The 18,288-nt window shown below is 54.7% G+C and carries 14 protein-coding genes; 5 read left to right on the forward strand and 9 right to left on the reverse strand.

The window, feature by feature from the left end; translation table 11 throughout:
* The first annotated feature begins 78 nt into the window (after nt 1–78).
* Nucleotides 79–1,956: an NAD(P)/FAD-dependent oxidoreductase gene (locus RB216_RS21210; protein ID WP_308907840.1), complete on the forward strand. Its 1,878-nt coding sequence runs from the start codon at nt 79–81 to the stop codon at nt 1,954–1,956.
* Nucleotides 1,957–2,009: 53 nt separating this feature from the next.
* Here the strand turns inward: RB216_RS21210 and aceK are convergent, their stop codons facing one another.
* A complete protein-coding gene (gene aceK / locus RB216_RS21215) occupies nt 2,010–3,716 on the reverse strand; it encodes a bifunctional isocitrate dehydrogenase kinase/phosphatase (RefSeq protein ID WP_308907841.1) in 1,707 nt (568 codons plus the stop codon).
* Between the two features lie 404 nt (nt 3,717–4,120).
* Between aceK and RB216_RS21220 the strand changes: the two genes are divergently transcribed.
* Both RB216_RS21220 and RB216_RS21225 read left to right on the forward strand, forming a co-directional pair.
* The gene (locus RB216_RS21220) at nt 4,121–5,731 is read left to right on the forward strand and encodes a methyl-accepting chemotaxis protein (protein ID WP_372514815.1); all 1,611 of its coding nucleotides are present in this window, start codon (nt 4,121–4,123) and stop codon (nt 5,729–5,731) included.
* A gap of 52 nt (nt 5,732–5,783) precedes the next feature.
* Nucleotides 5,784–6,671 (forward strand): DMT family transporter, encoded by an 888-nt coding sequence (locus tag RB216_RS21225; RefSeq protein WP_308907843.1) that lies wholly within the window; start codon nt 5,784–5,786, stop codon nt 6,669–6,671.
* A 75-nt stretch (nt 6,672–6,746) separates the two neighbouring features.
* Here the strand turns inward: RB216_RS21225 and RB216_RS21230 are convergent, their stop codons facing one another.
* The gene (locus RB216_RS21230) at nt 6,747–7,607 is read right to left on the reverse strand and encodes a DMT family transporter (protein WP_308907844.1); all 861 of its coding nucleotides are present in this window, start codon (nt 7,605–7,607) and stop codon (nt 6,747–6,749) included.
* Between the two features lie 409 nt (nt 7,608–8,016).
* On the opposite strand from RB216_RS21230, the gene RB216_RS21235 reads away from it, so the two are divergent.
* Nucleotides 8,017–8,805, forward strand: coding sequence for a CPBP family intramembrane glutamic endopeptidase (locus tag RB216_RS21235; protein ID WP_028617443.1), 789 nt, complete (start codon nt 8,017–8,019; stop codon nt 8,803–8,805).
* A 333-nt stretch (nt 8,806–9,138) separates the two neighbouring features.
* Nucleotides 9,139–10,296 (forward strand): acyltransferase family protein, encoded by a 1,158-nt coding sequence (locus RB216_RS21240; RefSeq protein ID WP_028617444.1) that lies wholly within the window; start codon nt 9,139–9,141, stop codon nt 10,294–10,296.
* An 87-nt stretch (nt 10,297–10,383) separates the two neighbouring features.
* Here the strand turns inward: RB216_RS21240 and RB216_RS21245 are convergent, their stop codons facing one another.
* The 7 genes from RB216_RS21245 to RB216_RS21275 all read right to left on the reverse strand — a co-directional run bounded on the left by RB216_RS21245 (nt 10,384) and on the right by RB216_RS21275 (nt 18,216).
* A complete protein-coding gene (locus RB216_RS21245; protein ID WP_028617445.1) occupies nt 10,384–11,490 on the reverse strand; it encodes a glycosyltransferase in 1,107 nt (368 codons plus the stop codon).
* 81 nt (nt 11,491–11,571) lie between these two features.
* The gene (locus RB216_RS21250) at nt 11,572–12,018 is read right to left on the reverse strand and encodes a hypothetical protein (RefSeq protein ID WP_028617446.1); all 447 of its coding nucleotides are present in this window, start codon (nt 12,016–12,018) and stop codon (nt 11,572–11,574) included.
* Nucleotides 12,019–12,371: 353 nt separating this feature from the next.
* A complete protein-coding gene (locus tag RB216_RS21255; protein ID WP_308907845.1) occupies nt 12,372–14,666 on the reverse strand; it encodes a DUF7024 domain-containing protein in 2,295 nt (764 codons plus the stop codon).
* A 33-nt stretch (nt 14,667–14,699) separates the two neighbouring features.
* Nucleotides 14,700–15,635 carry a glycosyltransferase family 2 protein gene (locus RB216_RS21260; RefSeq protein WP_032864229.1) on the reverse strand — a complete coding sequence of 312 codons (936 nt, stop codon included), beginning with the start codon at nt 15,633–15,635 and terminating at the stop codon, nt 14,700–14,702.
* Nucleotides 15,625–16,005 (reverse strand): GtrA family protein, encoded by a 381-nt coding sequence (locus RB216_RS21265; RefSeq protein ID WP_028617449.1) that lies wholly within the window; start codon nt 16,003–16,005, stop codon nt 15,625–15,627. Before RB216_RS21265 ends, RB216_RS21260 begins: the two co-directional genes overlap by 11 nt.
* A gap of 82 nt (nt 16,006–16,087) precedes the next feature.
* Complete coding sequence (locus RB216_RS21270) at nt 16,088–17,263, reverse strand: glycosyltransferase family 4 protein (protein ID WP_308907846.1); 1,176 nt, start codon at nt 17,261–17,263, stop codon at nt 16,088–16,090.
* The gene (locus RB216_RS21275; protein WP_028617451.1) at nt 17,260–18,216 is read right to left on the reverse strand and encodes a GDP-mannose 4,6-dehydratase; all 957 of its coding nucleotides are present in this window, start codon (nt 18,214–18,216) and stop codon (nt 17,260–17,262) included. Before RB216_RS21275 ends, RB216_RS21270 begins: the two co-directional genes overlap by 4 nt.
* Nucleotides 18,217–18,288: the final 72 nt, after the last annotated feature.

The raw sequence follows: 18,288 nt of genomic DNA on the forward strand, positions 1-18,288 counted from the left end.
CCGCATGACCGCTTCACACCAATAACAAGGACGAGTTCTTAATGCCTGCGGATGAGGCCTTTTGAAAGGATTATCCTGATGCTACTCGGTAAATCGCTGCATGAACCACAGCCCCAAAGAGCGAACGCTGTACAGCCGGCCGCAACCCAGGTCGGCACCCAAGCCGTTGGCGATGCCGACAAACCGTTGAGCCCTCACCGAGTGCGTGACCTGACATTTGTCGGCACCGGCAGCAGCGTGGCTTATCTGGTCAACGAATTGAACCACCGGTTTTCGACGAATAGTCACGCAACCCCTCTGCACGGAAAAGTCAGCATCATCGGCCAGGAAGATCCTTGGCTGCCCAGTGTGCGAGGCCAGGGCTACATCAATCATCAACGTGAAATCATCGACCAATGGGGCCCTACGGTACCCTGCTACAACTCTGGCTACGCGGACCGGGGCGAGTTTGCAGCGCGGAACCGACAACAGTTGGACCGGGCACAGGCATTGGGGGCGGAATATCTACCGGCGCAGGTCACAGGCATCAACCAACTGAAAGACGGTCGCTATCAGATTCGCCTGGAAAACGGCCAGGCTATAGAAAGCCGGCAGGTAGTGTTGGGCATGGGGGCCGGGCCGCACACCAGCGTATGGAACAACGACAGCGCACAGACTTTGGCGGAGAAACGTCTAGGCAATATCCGCCTGCACCAGCAAGAGGTCTTGCGGGGCAACGTCATGGACCTGGATGAGTTTATGCGGGCCACCGACAGCCGCCCTGAACAGTTCGCGGGCAAGAAGGTGGTGGTGCACGGCCCCAACGCAGGTATCGATGCGGTCGAACGCGCGGGAGAACTGGGCGCACAAGTCAATTGGCTGATCCGCAGTACCAAGCCGGTGCTGCTGGACGGCCACCAGCTGAAGTTTGCACCCCAGGTGGCCAACCACCACTTGGTGTCGGTGGACGCGCTCGACATCCATCCGAACCCCACCCCTGGTGGCGCGCCGTTGCAACTGAGGTACAGTGTGCCCACCGGCGAGAGCCAGGCGCCTCGTCAAACCCTCGACGCCGACTACTACGTCTATGCCCTCGGACAGGACATTCACAAGCCGGGAAGCGCCGGTGCCGTCTTGGGCGACTTGTTTGGCAAACTCGAACCCGTTTACGACTACGATCAGGTCTATAGCGACCAGCCCTTCAAGACTGTTCTCGGCCTGCAAACCCGCGGCAGCAACAGCGATAGCGGCCTGCTCATTGTCGGCGCCGCCGTCGCGCAGTTGGCAGCCACTGTCCAGCACAGCTACCTGGACCATGCAGCCGACCGAATTTTCCAACAACTGGAAAAGCTTCCAGGCGCCGCTGGCGAAGCACTCTCACGTCTTATCGTGGAGGACGCAAGCACCCAAGACATCCAGGCACACATACAGACATGGGCGGCCGACACCCCAAGCACACCGCGTATGCAGACATTACTCAACTCGATCGCGGACTACCTGGCAGCCCGTGAGTACTTCCAACAACAAGCTCAGAAAAAAGGCCCGCGTGGGGTGGCGCAAGAAGTGGAAAACCAGACCTTGAACCAGGTGCCTTCAGTGATCGTCTCTCCACAGTTGGGTACGGTGAAAGCCTCCGTCGCTGCACTCTCAGGATTGATGCCGGCTTACGTAGCACAAGGCGAAAACAACTTCACCGCCGATGATCGCACGATGCTGCGCGCAGGCATCGCCCACCGATACCCCAACATCGGCAATGCCACGGCCAGCCGTTTCATTGATGAGGTCTTGCACCTGCGGCATCTGGATGACCAGGCGTTCAGGGCCAAGGCAACGGCCGAAGGGGGCAGCGCAGCGCCGGTGCAGACACCTGTCGTCGGCGTACCTGACGCCGTCAGGAAAAACTATAGCGCCTACTTGCAAGCCAAGAACGACGGTGCCGACGACACACCGCTCATTCGCCAGTGGTTGCCAGGCTAACTCGTCACATCGGGGCAGCGGCTCGCCTGTTGCCCCGTTCGAGTTTTGGTGCTTTACGTCGATTTGCGCCGATACGGAAACACATCAATCACCTTACCGGCACGAATCGCCTCCTGCAGCCCTTTCCAGTAATCGGCGTTGTACAACTCGCCATGCAGCTCATCGAACAACTTGCGTTGGCCAGCATCCGCAAACAGGAACGGCGGGAACTCCTCAGGGAATACATCCAGCGGGCCAATGGAGTACCAGGGCTCCGAGGCCATCTCATCCTCGGGAGTACGCGGCGCGGGGATGTGGCGGAAGTTGGCTTCGGTGAGAAAGCAAATTTCATCGTAGTCGTAGAACACCACGCGGCCGTGGCGGGTGACGCCGAAGTTCTTCAGCAGCATGTCGCCGGGAAAGATGTTGGCCGCCGCCAGTTGTTTGATCGCCAGGCCGTAGTCTTCCAAGGCTTCACGCACCTGGGCGGGGTTGGCGTTGTCGAGGTAGAGGTTGAGCGGGGTCATGCGCCGTTCGGTCCAGCAGTGGCGGATCAACACCGTGTCGCCTTCGACTTCGACGGTGCCAGCGGCGACTTCCAGCAATTCGGCGAGGCATTCGGGTTCGAATTTGCTCAGGGGAAAACGGAAATCGGCGAACTCCTGGGTGTCAGCCATGCGTCCGACCCGATCGACGCTTTTGACCAGGCGGTACTTCTCGATCACCGTGGCGCGGTTGACGTTTTTCGACGGTGAGAAACGGTCCTTGATGATCTTGAACACGGTGTTGAAGCCCGGCAGGGTGAACACGCTCATGACCATGCCACGCACGCCGGGGGCCATGATGAATTGATCGTCGGTGGTCGCCAGGTGGTTGATCAGAGCGCGGTAGAACTCCGACTTGCCGTGCTTGTAGAAACCAATGGAGGTGTACAGCTCTGCGACGTGCTTGCCCGGCAGGATGCGCTTGAGAAAGCCGATGAATTCCGCCGGCACCGGCACATCCACCATGAAGTAGGAACGGGTGAACGAAAAGATGATCGACACATCGGCTTCATCGGTGATCAGTGCGTCGATCTGGATGCCCTGCCCTTCGCGATGCAACAGGGGGATCACCAGCGGCCATTGTTCGTCGCGGGTGTAGATGCGTCCTACCAGGTACGCGCCTTTATTGCGGTAAAGCACCGAGGAAAACAGCTCGACCTTGAGGTCTGGATCCTTGCACACCCAGTCCGGCAAGTTTTCCCGCAGTTGGGCTTCAAGGCGGTGCAGGTCGCCGGCCAGGTCCGCGTAGGGTTCGCTGAAACGGTAGTCGGCAAAGATCTGCGCGAGCATCTCCGGGATTTTTGCGGCGGGCGTGTAGGTGCGCGTCTGCGCGGCCCGTGCCCGGCGCAGGCTGGGCCGGGTGGTGTGGATAAACATGCAGCCGTCGCTGATCAGGTCGTGGCTGAACAGTCCGCAGAAGATCGAGTTGTACCAGGTCTCGGAGAGTTCATCATCGAAACGCAGATCGATCAGACCGATGTAGGCGCTTTTCACCACGGGCCACTGGTCAACATCGAGTAATGCTCCGTCATCAAAGCTACTGCGCAAACGCGCAATCACTTCACTGACCTTTTCTTCATAGAGGTTGATCCGCGCCGACGACGCCGCCTGCCCCTGCTGCCACTGGGCCTTCTCAAAACGCTCGCGGGCGCCGTCGGTGATCTGGCGGAAGTGCTCACGGTAATCGTCGAAGCCATCGAGGATCATCTGGGCGACTGCGAGGGCGGATTGCGACATGCGGGAAACCTCTACGGGCATCTGGAAGCCCTGAGCTTAGCCAGTGTACGAGGACACGAGAAGGGTCATTTTTTGCCCAGCCTTGTACAACTTCGCTCATTTCGTACATTTATTTTCAATTTCTTTAATTCGACCATTCGGTCAATAAACGCACCATGAAGTCACACTGCGTTTTACCTGCACGCCTGCATTGGCGGGGCTTGGCAGATTGATGCCGGAAATCCCTATGCAACGCCGGCCGCGACCTGCGCGCAGTGCTCTGGATCCAACTAAGGGAAACCCTGATTACCACGATAATGGCACTTTGATATATAGCGCGCCCTCTCCCACCCTAACAAGGTCAAAAGACCGATTCGGGAACAGGTTCTAATCGCCCAAGGAGCATTGAGATGTCATTGAGGAACATGAGGATCGGTCTGCGTGCCAGTCTGAGTTTTGGGGTTTTGGCCAGCTTGCTGGTGATCGTCGGGATGTTTGGGCTGGGCCAGATGGCCAAGTTGCGGCAGAGCGCACTGGTTATCGAAGAATCGTGGATGCCGAGTATCGAGAACATCCACGACAGCGCGGCCTTCGTGGCCAGCATCCGCCTAGAGGCGTTGCGCCTGGCGACCACTGACGAATCGCGGATCCGCGACAACAGCAAAGCCCTGATCACCCGCCAGCGCACCGAGCTGCAAACCTTGCTCGATCATCACAAAACCCTGCTCAGTGGCGATGAAGAGCGCGAGATGCTCAAGCAACTCGAAGGTAATGTGAACGCCTACCTGACCCTCGTCGGGCAGATCGTTGCCTTGGTGGACAAAGATCAGCAACAGGACGCCATCGATCTGCTCAACAGCCGCCTCGCGCCACAGGGCGTGATTCTCAACAAAAGCCTGGAGGACATGATCACCTTCAACCAGAGTGGCGTGGAAACCGCCGTGGACTCCGCCGCACAGACCTATTCCAGCGCGCAGTGGGTCGTCGGCTTGATCATCGTCCTCGCGTTGATCGTCACCTTACTCTTGGCCTGGCTGCTGACCCGCAGCATCACCGCTCCCCTCGGTCAGGCCCTGATCGTTGCCCGCACCATTGCCCGCGGCGACTTGAGCCAGCCAATCGCCGTCAACGGCAACGACGAACCCGCCCAATTGCTCACGGCCCTGGCCACCATGCAGGCGCAACTGCAAGGCACCATTCGCGGGATCAGCGAGTCGGCGCAGCAGTTGGCTTCTGCTGCCGAAGAGATGAGCTCGGTGATGGAGCAAAGTACCCGTGGCCTGCAGGCGCAGAACGACGAGATCGAACAGGCCGCCACTGCCGTGACCGAAATGAGCGCAGCCGTGGATGAAGTGGCGGGTAATGCGGTGTCCAGCGCCGAGGCGTCCCAGGCCTCCGACGAGGACAGCAAGCACGGCCATTACCAGATCAGCGAAACCATCAGCTCGATCCAGAACCTGGTGGACGAAGTGCTCGGCGCTTCAAACAAAGCCGAAGGCCTGGCGGCACAGGCTCAGGACATCAGCAAGGTGCTGGAAGTGATCCGTGGCATCGCCGGGCAGACCAACCTGCTCGCGCTCAACGCCGCCATTGAAGCGGCCCGCGCGGGCGAGGCCGGGCGGGGTTTTGCGGTGGTGGCCGATGAAGTGCGCTCCCTGGCGCAGCGCACCCAGGACTCCACCGAAGAAATCGAACAGATGATCACCGGTATCCAGCAGGGCACCCAAGACACGGTCGAAGCCCTGAACAGCAGCGCCGAACATGCCGGTCAGACCCTGCAACGCGCCAACAGCGCAGGCAGTGCCCTGGAGAAAATCACCGCGGCCATCTCGCAGATCAGCCAGCGCAACCTGGTGATCGCCAGCGCCGCCGAGCAGCAGGCGCTGGTGGCACGCGATGTGGACCGCAGCCTGGTGAACATCCGCGACCTGTCCACCCAAACCGCCGCAGGCGCCACCCAGACGTCGGCGGCCAGCCAGGAACTGTCGCGCCTGGCGGTGGACCTGAATGGGCTGGTGACGCGGTTTGTCCTGTAATCATTGGAAATGTCATGCAACACTCGCGGGCTTATTGAGGTAGGAGTGTTGTGTGAGACCTGTCGACAGCCTGTATTTATTGGGGCTCGCCGCCATCTGGGGCGCGAGTTTCCTGTTCATGCGCATCATTGCGCCGGAGATCGGCACGGTGCCAACCGCGTTTTTCCGCGTGTCGATCGCCGCCGCCGGGTTGCTGGTGATTTTGGCGATGATGCGCGTGAGCTGGGATTTCCAAGGCAAGTTCAGGACGGTGCTGCTATTGGGGGTCATCAACTCCGGGATCCCGGCGACCATGTACTCGGTCGCCGCCCAGGTGCTGCCGGCGGGTTACTCGGCGATCTTCAACGCCACCACGCCGTTGATGGGCGTATTGATTGGCGGGCTATTCTTCAGCGAACGTCTAACGCCGTCGAAAATTGCTGGCGTGTGCCTGGGCCTGTTTGGCGTGGGGGTGCTGACCCGCGCAGGGCCGGTGGCGTTTGACCTGGAATTGTTGATGGGTGCGCTGGCCTGCTTGCTGGCCACCACCTGTTATGGCTTTGCCGGGTTCCTGGCGCGGCGCTGGTTGGATCAGCGCGGTGGTTTGGACAGTCGGCTTGCGGCGTTGGGCAGCATGCTCGGTGCGACGTTGTTCCTGTTGCCGTTCTTCGCCTACAGCGCGATCAGCCAGCCGCCCGCCAGTTGGGGTGGGTGGCAGGTGTGGTTGTCGTTGCTGGGCTTGGGGCTGGTGTGTACGGCGTTTGCCTACATTCTTTACTTCCGGTTGCTGACGTCCATTGGGCCGGTTAAGTCGATGACGGTGACTTTTATGATTCCTCCGTTTGGGGTGTTATGGGGGGCGTTGTTGCTGGATGAGCCGTTGTCGATGGCGCACCTGTATGGCGGGGTGTTGATTGCGGGGGCGTTGTGGTTGGTGTTGCGGCCGAAAAGAATCCTATAGTAGCCCGCTTGCGGGCGATGGCGATCTTCTAGACGCCATCGCCCGCAAGCCGGGCTCCTACAGGGTGCGGTTGTGTCAGGTCTTACGGAAGACGAAAACCAGGCCGATGATGATCAACCCCATCCCCAGCAGGCTCAACATCGCGAGCCTGTTGCCAAAGATCAGGTAATCCATCACTGCCGTTACCGCCGGCACCAGGTAAAACAGGCTGGTGACATTCACCAGGTTACCTCGGGCGATCAGGCGGTACAGCAACAGGGTGGCCAACAACGACACCACCGACCCCATCCACAGCACCGGCAGGTAGAAACCGCTGCTGTGCTCGAAGTGGAACGGCTGGAACGGCACGAATACCGAACACAGCAGCAACCCCGCCAGGTATTGCACCGGCAGCGTGCCCAGCGGGTTGTCGGTGATGCGCTTCTGCATGATCGAGCCGAAGGTCATGCTGGCCAGGGCCAATAACCCGAACAGCATCCCCGCCAACGACATGCCGGACAAGCCGATGCCCTGGTAGACCACCATGATCAGCCCCACCAACCCCAGCGCCAAGCCAAACAGCCGACTCAACGAACGCTGGCGCTCCATCAGCACAACGGTGAGGATCGGCTGCACGCCCATGATGGTGGCCATCACGCCGGGAGTGACTTTGAGGTCCAGGGCCAGCAGATAGAAAATCTGGTAGGCCCCCAGCAGCACCAACCCGGTTGCCGCCGCATACAGCATGGGTTTACCGGAGCGCGGCAGCTTGAGTTTGAGGATAGGTATCAGGATCACCAAGCCCACGAGGGCGATGGCAAAGCGGATCAACAGAAACGCGAAGGGTGATGCGTGGGCCAGGCCCCATTTGGAGAAGATCGCCCCGCTGCTCCACAGCAGGACAAACAGACTCGTCGAGGCCGCCGCGGCCACGGATTGTTTCGAAAGAACAGACATGGATACCACCTGTTATCAGGCAAAAAAGCCGATTCAGCAGACGCTGAAACTCAGTAGGTTTTTTTCAGGCGGGCAGACGGGAACAGCAATCAGCTGATCAGCCCGAAATGCCAACACCCGGCGGTGATACGACTGCGTACACCGGCGTGCTACGGACAGGTGGGGGGTAGTGACTGATCTGCGCAGGCTGCTTGTCCGCGCACGGCACGACCACAGCGTTGACCGCTGAATCGACTACCGCTGTGCGCTGGAAAGCTGGCATGGGCTGATCTTGTGTGAAGGGATGAAGAGGCTGGGACTATAACCAGCCGTTGATAGGTTTTGCAATCACACTGGATGGCGGAGTTTTCATGTGGGCCCTGCGAGATGGCTCGCTATAATGCCGCCCAGATTTTTCCAAGGATTCCCCATGATCGCATTGCCCTGGCTGTACCTGGCGCTTCTTTCCATCGGCTATCTGCTGGCCTTGATCTACGGGCAACTCGGGCTGTTGGCAAGCGTGTCCGTCGGCCTGCTGCTGATCGCCGGCTATGCGGTACGCCAACAACGCACGCCTTGGGCGCGCTACCTGGGTCACGGCCTGTTTATCGTACTGGCGCTGGGTCTGGCGATGCACTGGCTACCGGGCTTCTACAATGGGCGTGGCATTGCCTCACAACGTTTCACCGAAGATGCAGTGCCCTTCTCGATGTACCTGAACCAGGACAAACCACTGATTGGCTTCTGGCTGTTGCTTGCCTGCCCGTGGATCGTGGCACGGCGCCCGCTGCGGCTGTCGATCTGCGTCGCGGCCTTGGCACTGACCTTGACTGCCGTTGTTGCGCTGGGTGGCGCGGTGCTGCTGGGGATCACCCACTGGGCGCCGAAGTGGCCGGAACAGGCGTGGTTATGGGTGCTGAATAACTTACTCTTGGTCACGCTGGTGGAAGAGGCGTTGTTTCGGGGCTACGTACAGGGCGGGATAAGCCGACGATTAAAGCATTTGTCGTATGGCGACAACCTGGCGTTGTTACTGGCTTCATTGCTGTTTGGACTGGTGCACCTGGGTGCGGGGTGGCAGTGGACGTTACTGGCAACCATCGCAGGGGTGGGGTATGGGTTGGCGTATCGGTTTGGTGGGTTGGGGGCGGCGGTGGTCACCCATTTTGGGGTAAATCTGGTGCATTTCGGGTTGTTTGTGTATCCAATGGCGGCCTGAACTTCACTCCCCGCACGCAATGAAAACCTACTACCCTGCTATCAATAGGCGCCTCTCGCTCAAGAAAGAAGAAGGTGAACTGGAGCACATATTTGAGTTTTTCATGTGTTCATCAACCCAAACTAGCAGCACAAGACATCGCCAACATAGAAAATGCACAGGCCAAAACCCGGAATTCATGGATGCGGGGCAAGGCGTCAAGTTTTTAACAAAAAAAAACACAATAGACAGCCTATTAATATCTGGCATATCTTGCAGCCCGCAAGGTCTCAAAACGCGGAACTGACCCAGAAGTCACCCTAAGCCGGCTACACGCCAAAATGGACACTGTAAATGCAACAATACAATGACAAAGTCATATTTGCCAACCAGCTACGGGCTCTGGCTATTATCGCAGTGATGATAGTTCACCTGTGTGGAATTTTCTGGCTGGCCCGAGAGACTGTTTCAACTTACATTTACTCTCCCGTCATAGAAGGTCCTACGCCACCTTTATATGGGTGGCTGTCGCCGCGAACAGTAAACTATGGTCCCTTTGGTGTTGCTGTCTTCTTTCTTATCAGTGGTTTCGTCATACCCTTTTCTCTTTCTAAATCTTCGCCGGTTGAGTTCTTGATTTCGCGAGCGCTTCGAATCTATCCAACCTACTTGATCGGATCCGTTCTCGCGATCACGGCGGTCTGGCTTTCCAGCCTGTATTGGGGAAAGACGTTTAGCATAAACTTCAAAGAGCTGTTCTTAAACCTGACCCTGACGCACTCCAACCTGAACACTCGCACCATTGACTTAGTCAACTGGACACTGGCGATAGAGATAAAGTTTTATATCATATCCGCCCTACTCTTCAGCGCACTGAGAAAAGCCAGCGTCATGCCAATACTGTTATTGGCCATCGGTGTACTGGGTTTCACTGAGTTTTACCCCACTGCAAAATCCATCATCGCACTTAAATACGTAAACTTTTCGGTGGAGTCGCTAAAAGCCGAACTGATGATTGTATGTTTCATGTTCGTCGGCACTCTGTTTCATTTTCACTTCATCCAAAAGATAAGTACTCTCCAGTTGGTCATCTATAGCACTGCTCTGTTGAGCCTTGTGCTCATGTGCTGGACTCACAATGAATGGGCACCAGGAATGCCTAATACACCCTTGAACTATTTTTATGGGCTTGGTGTGTTCACGCTCGCTTATACATTGAGGAAATACTTCAGGCCCATTGCACCACTCGACTTTATCGCCAAAATCAGCTACCCGCTTTACATCATACATTCTTTGATCAGCTATTCGATAATGCGCGTGATGCTGGACAACAATGCGTCCTTCTATGTGGCGCTGGCAACGGCTGTTCTAACCGTGATAGGGATTGCTTATCTTCTCCACATCACCATAGAAAATGCATCAATCAATTACGCCAAGACGCTTATCAAACGGATGCGAAAAGTGGAGCCAGCGATACCGGATACACAACTCCAGTCTCGTTCGACCCTCTAATGACCCCTGCCTGTATTTGGCGAAACCACGCCAAATACAGCATATTCATACTGTCTCTGGTAGCCACACGTAATTAAAACGACGTTATTAGCGATTGATTAAATCACGATAAAGCTTCACGTAAGCCTCACCCATCGAGTGAGAAGTAAACACCTTCAAATATCGTTCTCTTGCAGCAGCACCATAACGTGCAGCCAACTCAGGAGACTCCCACAATGCTGCCATGGCACGGCGCATGGCGGGCGCATCGCCTGGGGGAACTACTATTCCAGATACATCATGCTGGTTAATAAAACTGGTTCCCGTACCAATTTCGCTGCATACCATCGGTTTACCAAACATTGCCGCTTCAAGCAGGCTGATACCGAACGCCTCTGAGCGTAAATGCGAAGGAAACACTACCGCATAACAGGCCTCAAATAGATTGACCTTTTCCTGCTCGGTCACTTGCCCGATGAAATGCACATTGTGCAGTTGCCGCTCGGATGCAACGCGCATTAGTTCTTGCTCTAAGGGGCCAGCACCAACAATCAACAACGGCCAATCAGTCCCTTCGACGGCCCGGAGTAAAAACTCAAGCCCTTTATAATAGCGCAGCACACCAACAAAAAGAAAAAAACGCCCGTAACGACCTCGAAGTTCCTGAATCTTATCAGCCTCAGAAACGGGGTACATTGACTGCTCCAACCCGATGGGAATCGAAGTAGACTTATGACGATAACGCGCTAAAACGGGAGAGCTTTCAAGATAGTTCGGACTGGTTGCCACAATCGCATCGACATCATTCAAAAAAAGGCGCTGCAAGGGACTGTATAAGCATTTAAGAACTTTTTGACGGACAATATCCGAGTGATACGTCACGACGGTTGGTTTCTGGATCCGGGTTGCAAAATGAACCACGTCCATAAATGGCCAAGGAAAGTGATAGTGCACAACATCGGCAGACTTGGCCAACTCCGCGAACAGCTTGAACGAAGACACAGAAAAGCCGGTAGAGGCCACATTGAAATCTTCTTTCGCCTGGACCAACTTATAACTCGGGCCTTCGACGTTAGCCACTTCACCCTTGGCTAACGAAAGCACTACATTTTCGCAACCCTGCTGAGCGCTCACATGTGTCAAATGGCGAATAAACATTTCGACGCCACCATGCTGGTCAGCGGCAAAGGTTTTATAAAAGTGTAGAATTTTCAAATAACACCTACTTTAAAACGGTGAAGCTTGCCGCCTGACAAGCGAGCAAACTTCACGGCTATTTGATTAAAATACAAACACTTATTTGACTTTCACAGCAAGCTCCAGCGGTTTGACATTCTTCGCCTCAAACCAACCTGCACCTTCTTTGACAAGGCTGACTTGAAGGATATAGTTCCCGGGCGCCTTAGGTGCCACTACACCCAACTGCACTGCCACTTCTGAATCAGGCTTAACCGGTTGTGCAAATGGTGTACGGTTCCCATCAAGCAAAAGCACTGTTTTGTCCGCATTCAGCCAGTGATAGCTGGCCAAGACAGGGGCCTTCGAAGCCTTGGAATCCCACGTACCACTGCTGGTGTTCTTGACGGTAATCGGCACTGCAAACTTGCTGCCTGCGGCAACATCTAAACTCGACGAGGAGGCACTGTATTGAGCAGAAAAGACGTTCTCCACTTTACCATCATCGCAAGCGCTCAACGCTGCAATACCAACCATGACGCCCGCCAATTTACCTAACTTCATCATATAACTACCTTGTGAGTGATTTTTCCAGTTTTCATCGATTGGTACAGTGTGTACGTGCTGATACATCGACGAAAATTACTAACTTAAATCGGCTGTCTCTGCCTGAGATCAACCCCTATTCCAAAAAAATCGAGAAGCCGCATCAAGCTCTCACGCTGATGCGCCGGATGCCCTGAACGGGACATAACCGAGCAGGGACTTACGGACAGCTTTACTCCTCGAATGTGTCAGTAAACTGCGGGCCACCCTACACATTTCGTTTAGACACAGAACCTTTTGAACAGTTCTATATTTTTCCGAACAGGCAGCCCTCAGTTCACAGCACCGCGTAGCTGTAAATAGCAAGCGTTCGACTATTCAAGCCGTAATGATACGAACCCAATCCCCAATTTACGCGAATCGTTCCCTACGCCCAGCTGTTGGGGTGAAACGGGGGTAGGTGGGCTGAAGACAATGCTGTCAGCATCGTCACCTTGAAGGTCTACCGAGAGTCGGACTTCAGATGGCTCAGCCCCCAGCAAGACTTCATATTCGCGATTACCTATTGTCACTTTGATGGGTTTATTGACGTTAGGTGCAAATGCCCGAGCGACTAACACCAACGTGAATGTTTGTGGCAGCGGGGCTGTGAATTCAATGCGCACCGTGTTGGAAAGTCTCGCATCGGACCAGCGCCCCCAGGATTCTTTCCCAGAAAGCCCCTCGGCCCCTTTCACCGTATTCGGCCAGCCATCTCGCGTAAAATCGATACCGTCTTTCAGACTACCGGGATAGCGGGCTCCCAACTTGTCAGCATAATAACCGGATTTTTTCATGATCTGCGCAAAGCTCAGACCCGAGAGATCAGCCGACTTCGGCCTATTCAAATTGAAAAAAACCAGATTCCCATCAACGCTGGATATCGAGGGCCCGCTGCCCAGCAGCGCGGTAAACTGTTGAACCACACTCTGGGCATTATCCTCATAGCCGCGACGATCAATATAAATCCCGTTGAAACCAAGATTTTTGATCACTTCCAACTGCTTTTCCGGTGCTTCTTGGGCAAGCGCTCGATAAAATAGATCGCCTTCCCGCCCCTTCATGCCACCGAAGCTCCAGCGCAGTGTTTTGGAATGCAGCACGCCCGCGCCCAACTGGTAGTTATTCAGGCGGTGGACAGGAGGCATTTCTGGAAAGGCAATGTAGGGAAGCTGATAAACAGCTGCCTGAGCGGGTAACGCCGCTTCAATCGAAGTCACGAACGCCCTGTCATTCTCAAAAGCAGCCTTGGCGCTCGCATTACAAGCCCGGCAGGCCGGCGCTGTCTGATCATATAACCCTACGACAAGCAGCAGGGCCAGAATCGCCGTCGAATAGACCGCAAGCCTTGATGAATAACGCGTCATCAACGTTTGCAGCACTATAAAGAAAATCAATAATGCGCCGAACCCAACAAAAACACTGATTCTGTTCCACCCCCTGATTGAAGAGGAAACAAAAGATGAAAAAAGTGCGCCGAGCCCGCCAATAGTACCTAGCATAAAAAGCACAAAAACAAGCGCTACCAGAAACCCCAGTTTCGGATCAACAGAATGCCCCGTGAGAGACAGTAGCAACACACAGAACGCTAATAACAGGCCGAGTGCGCCGACTGCACCCAGTGTAGAAGTCGCGTTCTCATTGATTAATGGAAAGGTCGAGTTATACAGGCTTGTAAACTTCCCCACCCACGATATGCGGTGATCCGCTCTCGGAAGGATGAGTTGCATTAACTTGAAACCGTAGACCTCGGCCTCCATTGGGGACCGTTGCGCCACCTCCAGGTTGGGACCCGCTTGGTTTTTCGCGAGCATATTAGGTGCCACATTAAGCAACACCCCACCCATCATTATCGAAAGCACGCACAGGGTGCGAATAATCACACTGACACGACGGGCTCTGCACCACCCCAATACGCCCCCAAGCGCAACCAACATAACGCCAAACAACGCGTAATACACACCGAATGACGACAGCACCAGCAGCCCAAGCACGACGGCCACAGCCTTCGGATAAGAAAAGCCTTTTAACGTTTGGCTCTCAGCGTCCGTTGAAGATTGAAATATTGAATACGACAAGTAGAAAAAGAACGGAACAACGAAATACCAGGTGTAAAACAGATGGTCCATTCTTAACAAGTGAAACGGCAAAAACGTGAACAGCATGGCCGCCACAAATGCAAATGAGCGGAACAGGCCGAAAGCGCGAACCACGACGAACGTCGCAGAAAACCCTACTGGAAAACTCAGGAGAAGAAACAGGTTTGTCGCTTTGAAGCTGCTCCCCGATACGATTGCAAGTAGCTTAATGAGAAGGTGATTACCAAAGTCAGAACCTGGATAATCTAGAAAATTTGACCCAAACGGATACCCACTGCGAATATTTTCAAACAGCCATCCTTCAGAAACCCGTTGAGCCATCCAGGCATGAAAGAGACTGTCTCCCGCATACCGATAAGGCGCAGAAAGATCAGGCAGCAGACCCGAAGGCCAGCCACTGATGAATACGCTCGCCAACACAAAAGATAAGAAAGCGCCCCCAAGCACTATTACCCAATCACTTTTAAATACCTGCCACAATGATGCGAGTGGCTGCCCTGAACTTAAAACCGTTCTTTCCTGGAGCGTCATGCTTGAGGCCACTGTCCAATATCCCTTACCAGATTAATCAAAGTTGACGCGCTCTGCCTCTACCACAAGAGGCATATTACGTACCTGCGTGTGCACCGACCCTATGTATTCTCCCAGCATGCCCAGGAACAGTATCTGAACCGAACTGAAGAAAAATAGTGAAATCAACAACGGCGCAATACCCATCTGGAATGAGTCCCAGAATATGATTTTTGCCACAAAAAAACAGAACGCCATCAACAAGCTGACCAGGGCAAGCAGCCCTCCTCCCATTACCATCAAACGAAGAGGAACCTTCGAGTGATTGGTAATTCCCAACATAGCGATGTCATACAAGGTGTAGAAATTATTTTTTGTAATCCCGCGTTGACGCCGAGGTTGCTTGAAGGGAACAGTGGCGATAGGAAAACCAATCTCGCACAACAAACCGCGAAAATAGGGATACGGGTCATCAACCTTCTTCAGGATATCCAGCACCGCGCGATCAAATAATCCTGCGCCCGTGGCATTTTGAACAAGTGGCACTTCAGAAATACGAGAAACGAATCGGTAGTAGGTTTTCCTGAGGAAAAACATGACCGGCGACTCTTCACTCTCGGGCTTGACTGCCAGGACCGTCTTGAAACCGGCCTCCCACTTCTTGACAAACTCTTCGATCATTTCCGGTGGGTCCTGAAGATCGGAGGCTATCAGTACGCACGCATCGCCCTTGACTTGTAGCAGCGCATGGTAGGGAGAACGGATGTGACCAAAATTGCGGGCATTCAAGATAATTTTGACGCGTTTATCCTGCGCCGCGATCGCTCTCAACTTTGGAATACTTCCATCCGTCGAACAGTTATCGATGAACACGTGTTCATAATCGTAATCCAGCTTTGACATGACGTCATTGATTCGCTGGCACAGCTCATCAATATTCGCCTCTTCGTTATAGCAAGGCGTCACAATACTAATTAATTTACGCGTCATTGAAAACAAACCTATTATTAATGAGGAACGACAATACGGCCATCGGCAGAAGCAAGATCAATCCGGACACGTAAGGTACAACTCCGAATAGCGCCAGCGCCGCCACGCCACCTAGATTCACGCCATAAACCACTGCGTAGCCCAGTACAAACCTGACAATCAGCTTATTGTCATGAGAGCCGAAAACCAACGAACCCGTACTTTTAAAATTGAAAGCCACACCTAAAACGGTTGCCAGTAACAGTGCAAAACTGTAATGCAAGCCCAGATAAATAAAACCCGCAAAGCATCCATAGCCAAATGCTGCGTTCATCAGTCCGACGAGCAAAAATCTCAAAAACTTCACTTTGATCAGTTCATTGAACGTCATCATCCTGACCTTATACCCCTTGAGCCGACTGCGCCGTTCCAGCTAAAACAATATCCATTAATCATGCCCCCCCAGCTCACGGCTATGTTTCTGCGGCTTCTGAGTAAACCTGTAGCGTTTCTCGCGCACAACGCGCCCATGAAAACTGGCTGGCCCTGGCCTGACCCACCTGCACCATTCTTTCATGCAGTCCTGAATCCTCAAGCAGTCGGGAAATAGCTGTCGTCAGGGCTTCGGCGTCCCCGGCCTCGAATAGCGTACAGGCGTCCTCGGCAAATTCAGCCATGGAGGTACCCCCAGCGCAAATAACCGGTACGCCACTCGCCATCGCCTCAAGCACCGGCAGCCCAAACCCCTCGTACAACGAGGGAAAGACAAAGGTTTTGGCACCGGCGTATATAAAAGGTAAATCCTGAGCGCTCACAAATTGCAGAAACTTCACTTCCCCCTTGGCACGCAGTACTTGAATGCGCGCCATCAAATCAGCATTGAGCCAACCTGGTGCACCGGCGATAACCAAAGGCCAGGCGCGGCGCACATCCGCAGACAGGCGCTGCCACGCATCCAATAGAATCGACAGCCCTTTGCGCGGCTCGATCGTCCCTACATAGGCCAGATAGGCACCATGCACCAAGCCATACTTGGCCAGTACCGCCTCGCTCTGTTGTGCCGAACGCGGCATGAAACGCTCATCGGCCCCCAGATAAATGGCCCTGACCCTGGCTGACGGAATGTTGAATTGTGAAATAAGCTCACGGCGCACCACTTCGGAATCGGTAATGACGAAGTCCGCCCGAGCCAGTGTCTTCGGGAGCTGACGACTCAACCAGGCCACACGCTCGGCCGGGTGAAATTCGGGATGGCGAATAAACGAGAGATCATGCACCGTTGTGACACTGGGCCCATCATGGGGCCTCAAGATGAAGTTAGGTTCGTGATAAACGAAATTCCGGCAGCGTTGAGCGCCTTGCTTGAATCGCGTATTCGAGACCATCGACTTCAGTTGATAGGCCAACGGTGCAGCACGCAACGTTCTACGCAGATACCCCAGCACGCCTGAGCGCGTGCCACCTGAGGGCGCAGAGGCTGAGTCAAGCCCAGCCAACAAATCTGCCGCAGGTAAGAACCGATGACCGTCAAAACAACACGTGGCCCCAACATCAGGCACCCTAGAATACTCATGCAAAAGGTTAAGCGTGTAGTTTCCTATCCCGGTCAAGGGCGGACGCAGCGACTCGGCGCCCATCAGCACGTTCACTGCTCGGTTTCCACACGGGAGCGCCAGTCCACTAACAGCGACGCCAGTGTGTCCTTCAACGAAATAGTCGGCTGCCAGTTCAGAACATTACGCATGCGATCACTGTTACCAACGGCAAATGGAATATCCGATGGACGCAAGCGCTGAGGATCCAACTCGACAGCGATGCTCTGACGGCTCTGACCGACAAGCTCGTTCAGGACGCTGCGAATTTGACAGGCATTTGCGGAGGAAATATTGAAAAGACGTGGGTAACCCGACTGCTCGCTGAGGGTCAGCAACTGCAGGTAAGCCGAACAGACATCGCGCACATCCAGGAAATCCCGGTAGGCATCCAAGTTACCAACCTGTATGACCGGTGCTTGTTTACCGCTCTCGATCAGGGCAATTTGCCGGGCAAACGAAGCAGTGACAAAGTCGGGTGACTGCCCCGCGCCGATATGGTTGAACGGACGTGCAATTACCCCTCGGACGCCTTGCCGAAAATACTGCTCGCCGGCCAACTCAGCCGCTAATTTACTGGCTGCATAGGGATTCATCGGCAAGCAAGGACTGCTTTCATCTAGCGCGACGCCCGCCTTGAATGCCTCGCCATACACTTCGGAAGAACTGACGAGGACAACAAACGCATCAGGTGCTTTCTGCTTTATCGCTTCCAGCAGATTCATAGTCCCCAGGACGTTGGTATTCCAGGTCAGCAATGGATCACGAAAGCTCGTCGGCACATGAGAAACGGCGGCCAAATGAAGAACATGAGTGGGTTTGATCCGCTCAAGTGTCGCAGCGCAGGCCTGCGCATCACGAATATCCAGCAATACATGCTCAACATCCGCTCGAAGCGATGCGCCAGGCGAGGTGCAAGCGCAGCTTACCCGGTAGCCAGCCGCCAACAACTGCTCCAGCAGAACTTTCCCAACAAAGCCATTGGCTCCGGTTAACAGAACATGTTTCACGGCTATTCACCTTTAGACTGGACAACACAGGTAGGACGAACGGGCCAAAAAACAGCCCGCTCGCTCCGAGCG

This window comes from Pseudomonas canadensis (assembly GCF_030980095.1).
Classification (GTDB): Bacteria; Pseudomonadota; Gammaproteobacteria; order Pseudomonadales; family Pseudomonadaceae; genus Aquipseudomonas; species Aquipseudomonas canadensis.

Excerpts from the sequence above, each read along its gene's own strand:
- RB216_RS21210 (WP_308907840.1), top strand. The coding sequence starts at position 79 with ATGCTACTCGGTAAATCGCTGCATGAACCACAGCCCCAAAGAGCGAAC.
- aceK (WP_308907841.1), bottom strand. The coding sequence starts at position 3,716 with ATGTCGCAATCCGCCCTCGCAGTCGCCCAGATGATCCTCGATGGCTTC.
- RB216_RS21220 (WP_372514815.1), top strand. The coding sequence starts at position 4,121 with ATGAGGATCGGTCTGCGTGCCAGTCTGAGTTTTGGGGTTTTGGCCAGC.
- RB216_RS21230 (WP_308907844.1), bottom strand. The coding sequence starts at position 7,607 with ATGTCTGTTCTTTCGAAACAATCCGTGGCCGCGGCGGCCTCGACGAGT.
- RB216_RS21240 (WP_028617444.1), top strand. The coding sequence starts at position 9,139 with ATGCAACAATACAATGACAAAGTCATATTTGCCAACCAGCTACGGGCT.
- RB216_RS21255 (WP_308907845.1), bottom strand. The coding sequence starts at position 14,666 with ATGACGCTCCAGGAAAGAACGGTTTTAAGTTCAGGGCAGCCACTCGCA.
- RB216_RS21235 (WP_028617443.1), top strand. The coding sequence starts at position 8,017 with ATGATCGCATTGCCCTGGCTGTACCTGGCGCTTCTTTCCATCGGCTAT.
- RB216_RS21260 (WP_032864229.1), bottom strand. The coding sequence starts at position 15,635 with ATGACGCGTAAATTAATTAGTATTGTGACGCCTTGCTATAACGAAGAG.
- RB216_RS21250 (WP_028617446.1), bottom strand. The coding sequence starts at position 12,018 with ATGATGAAGTTAGGTAAATTGGCGGGCGTCATGGTTGGTATTGCAGCG.
- RB216_RS21265 (WP_028617449.1), bottom strand. The coding sequence starts at position 16,005 with ATGACGTTCAATGAACTGATCAAAGTGAAGTTTTTGAGATTTTTGCTC.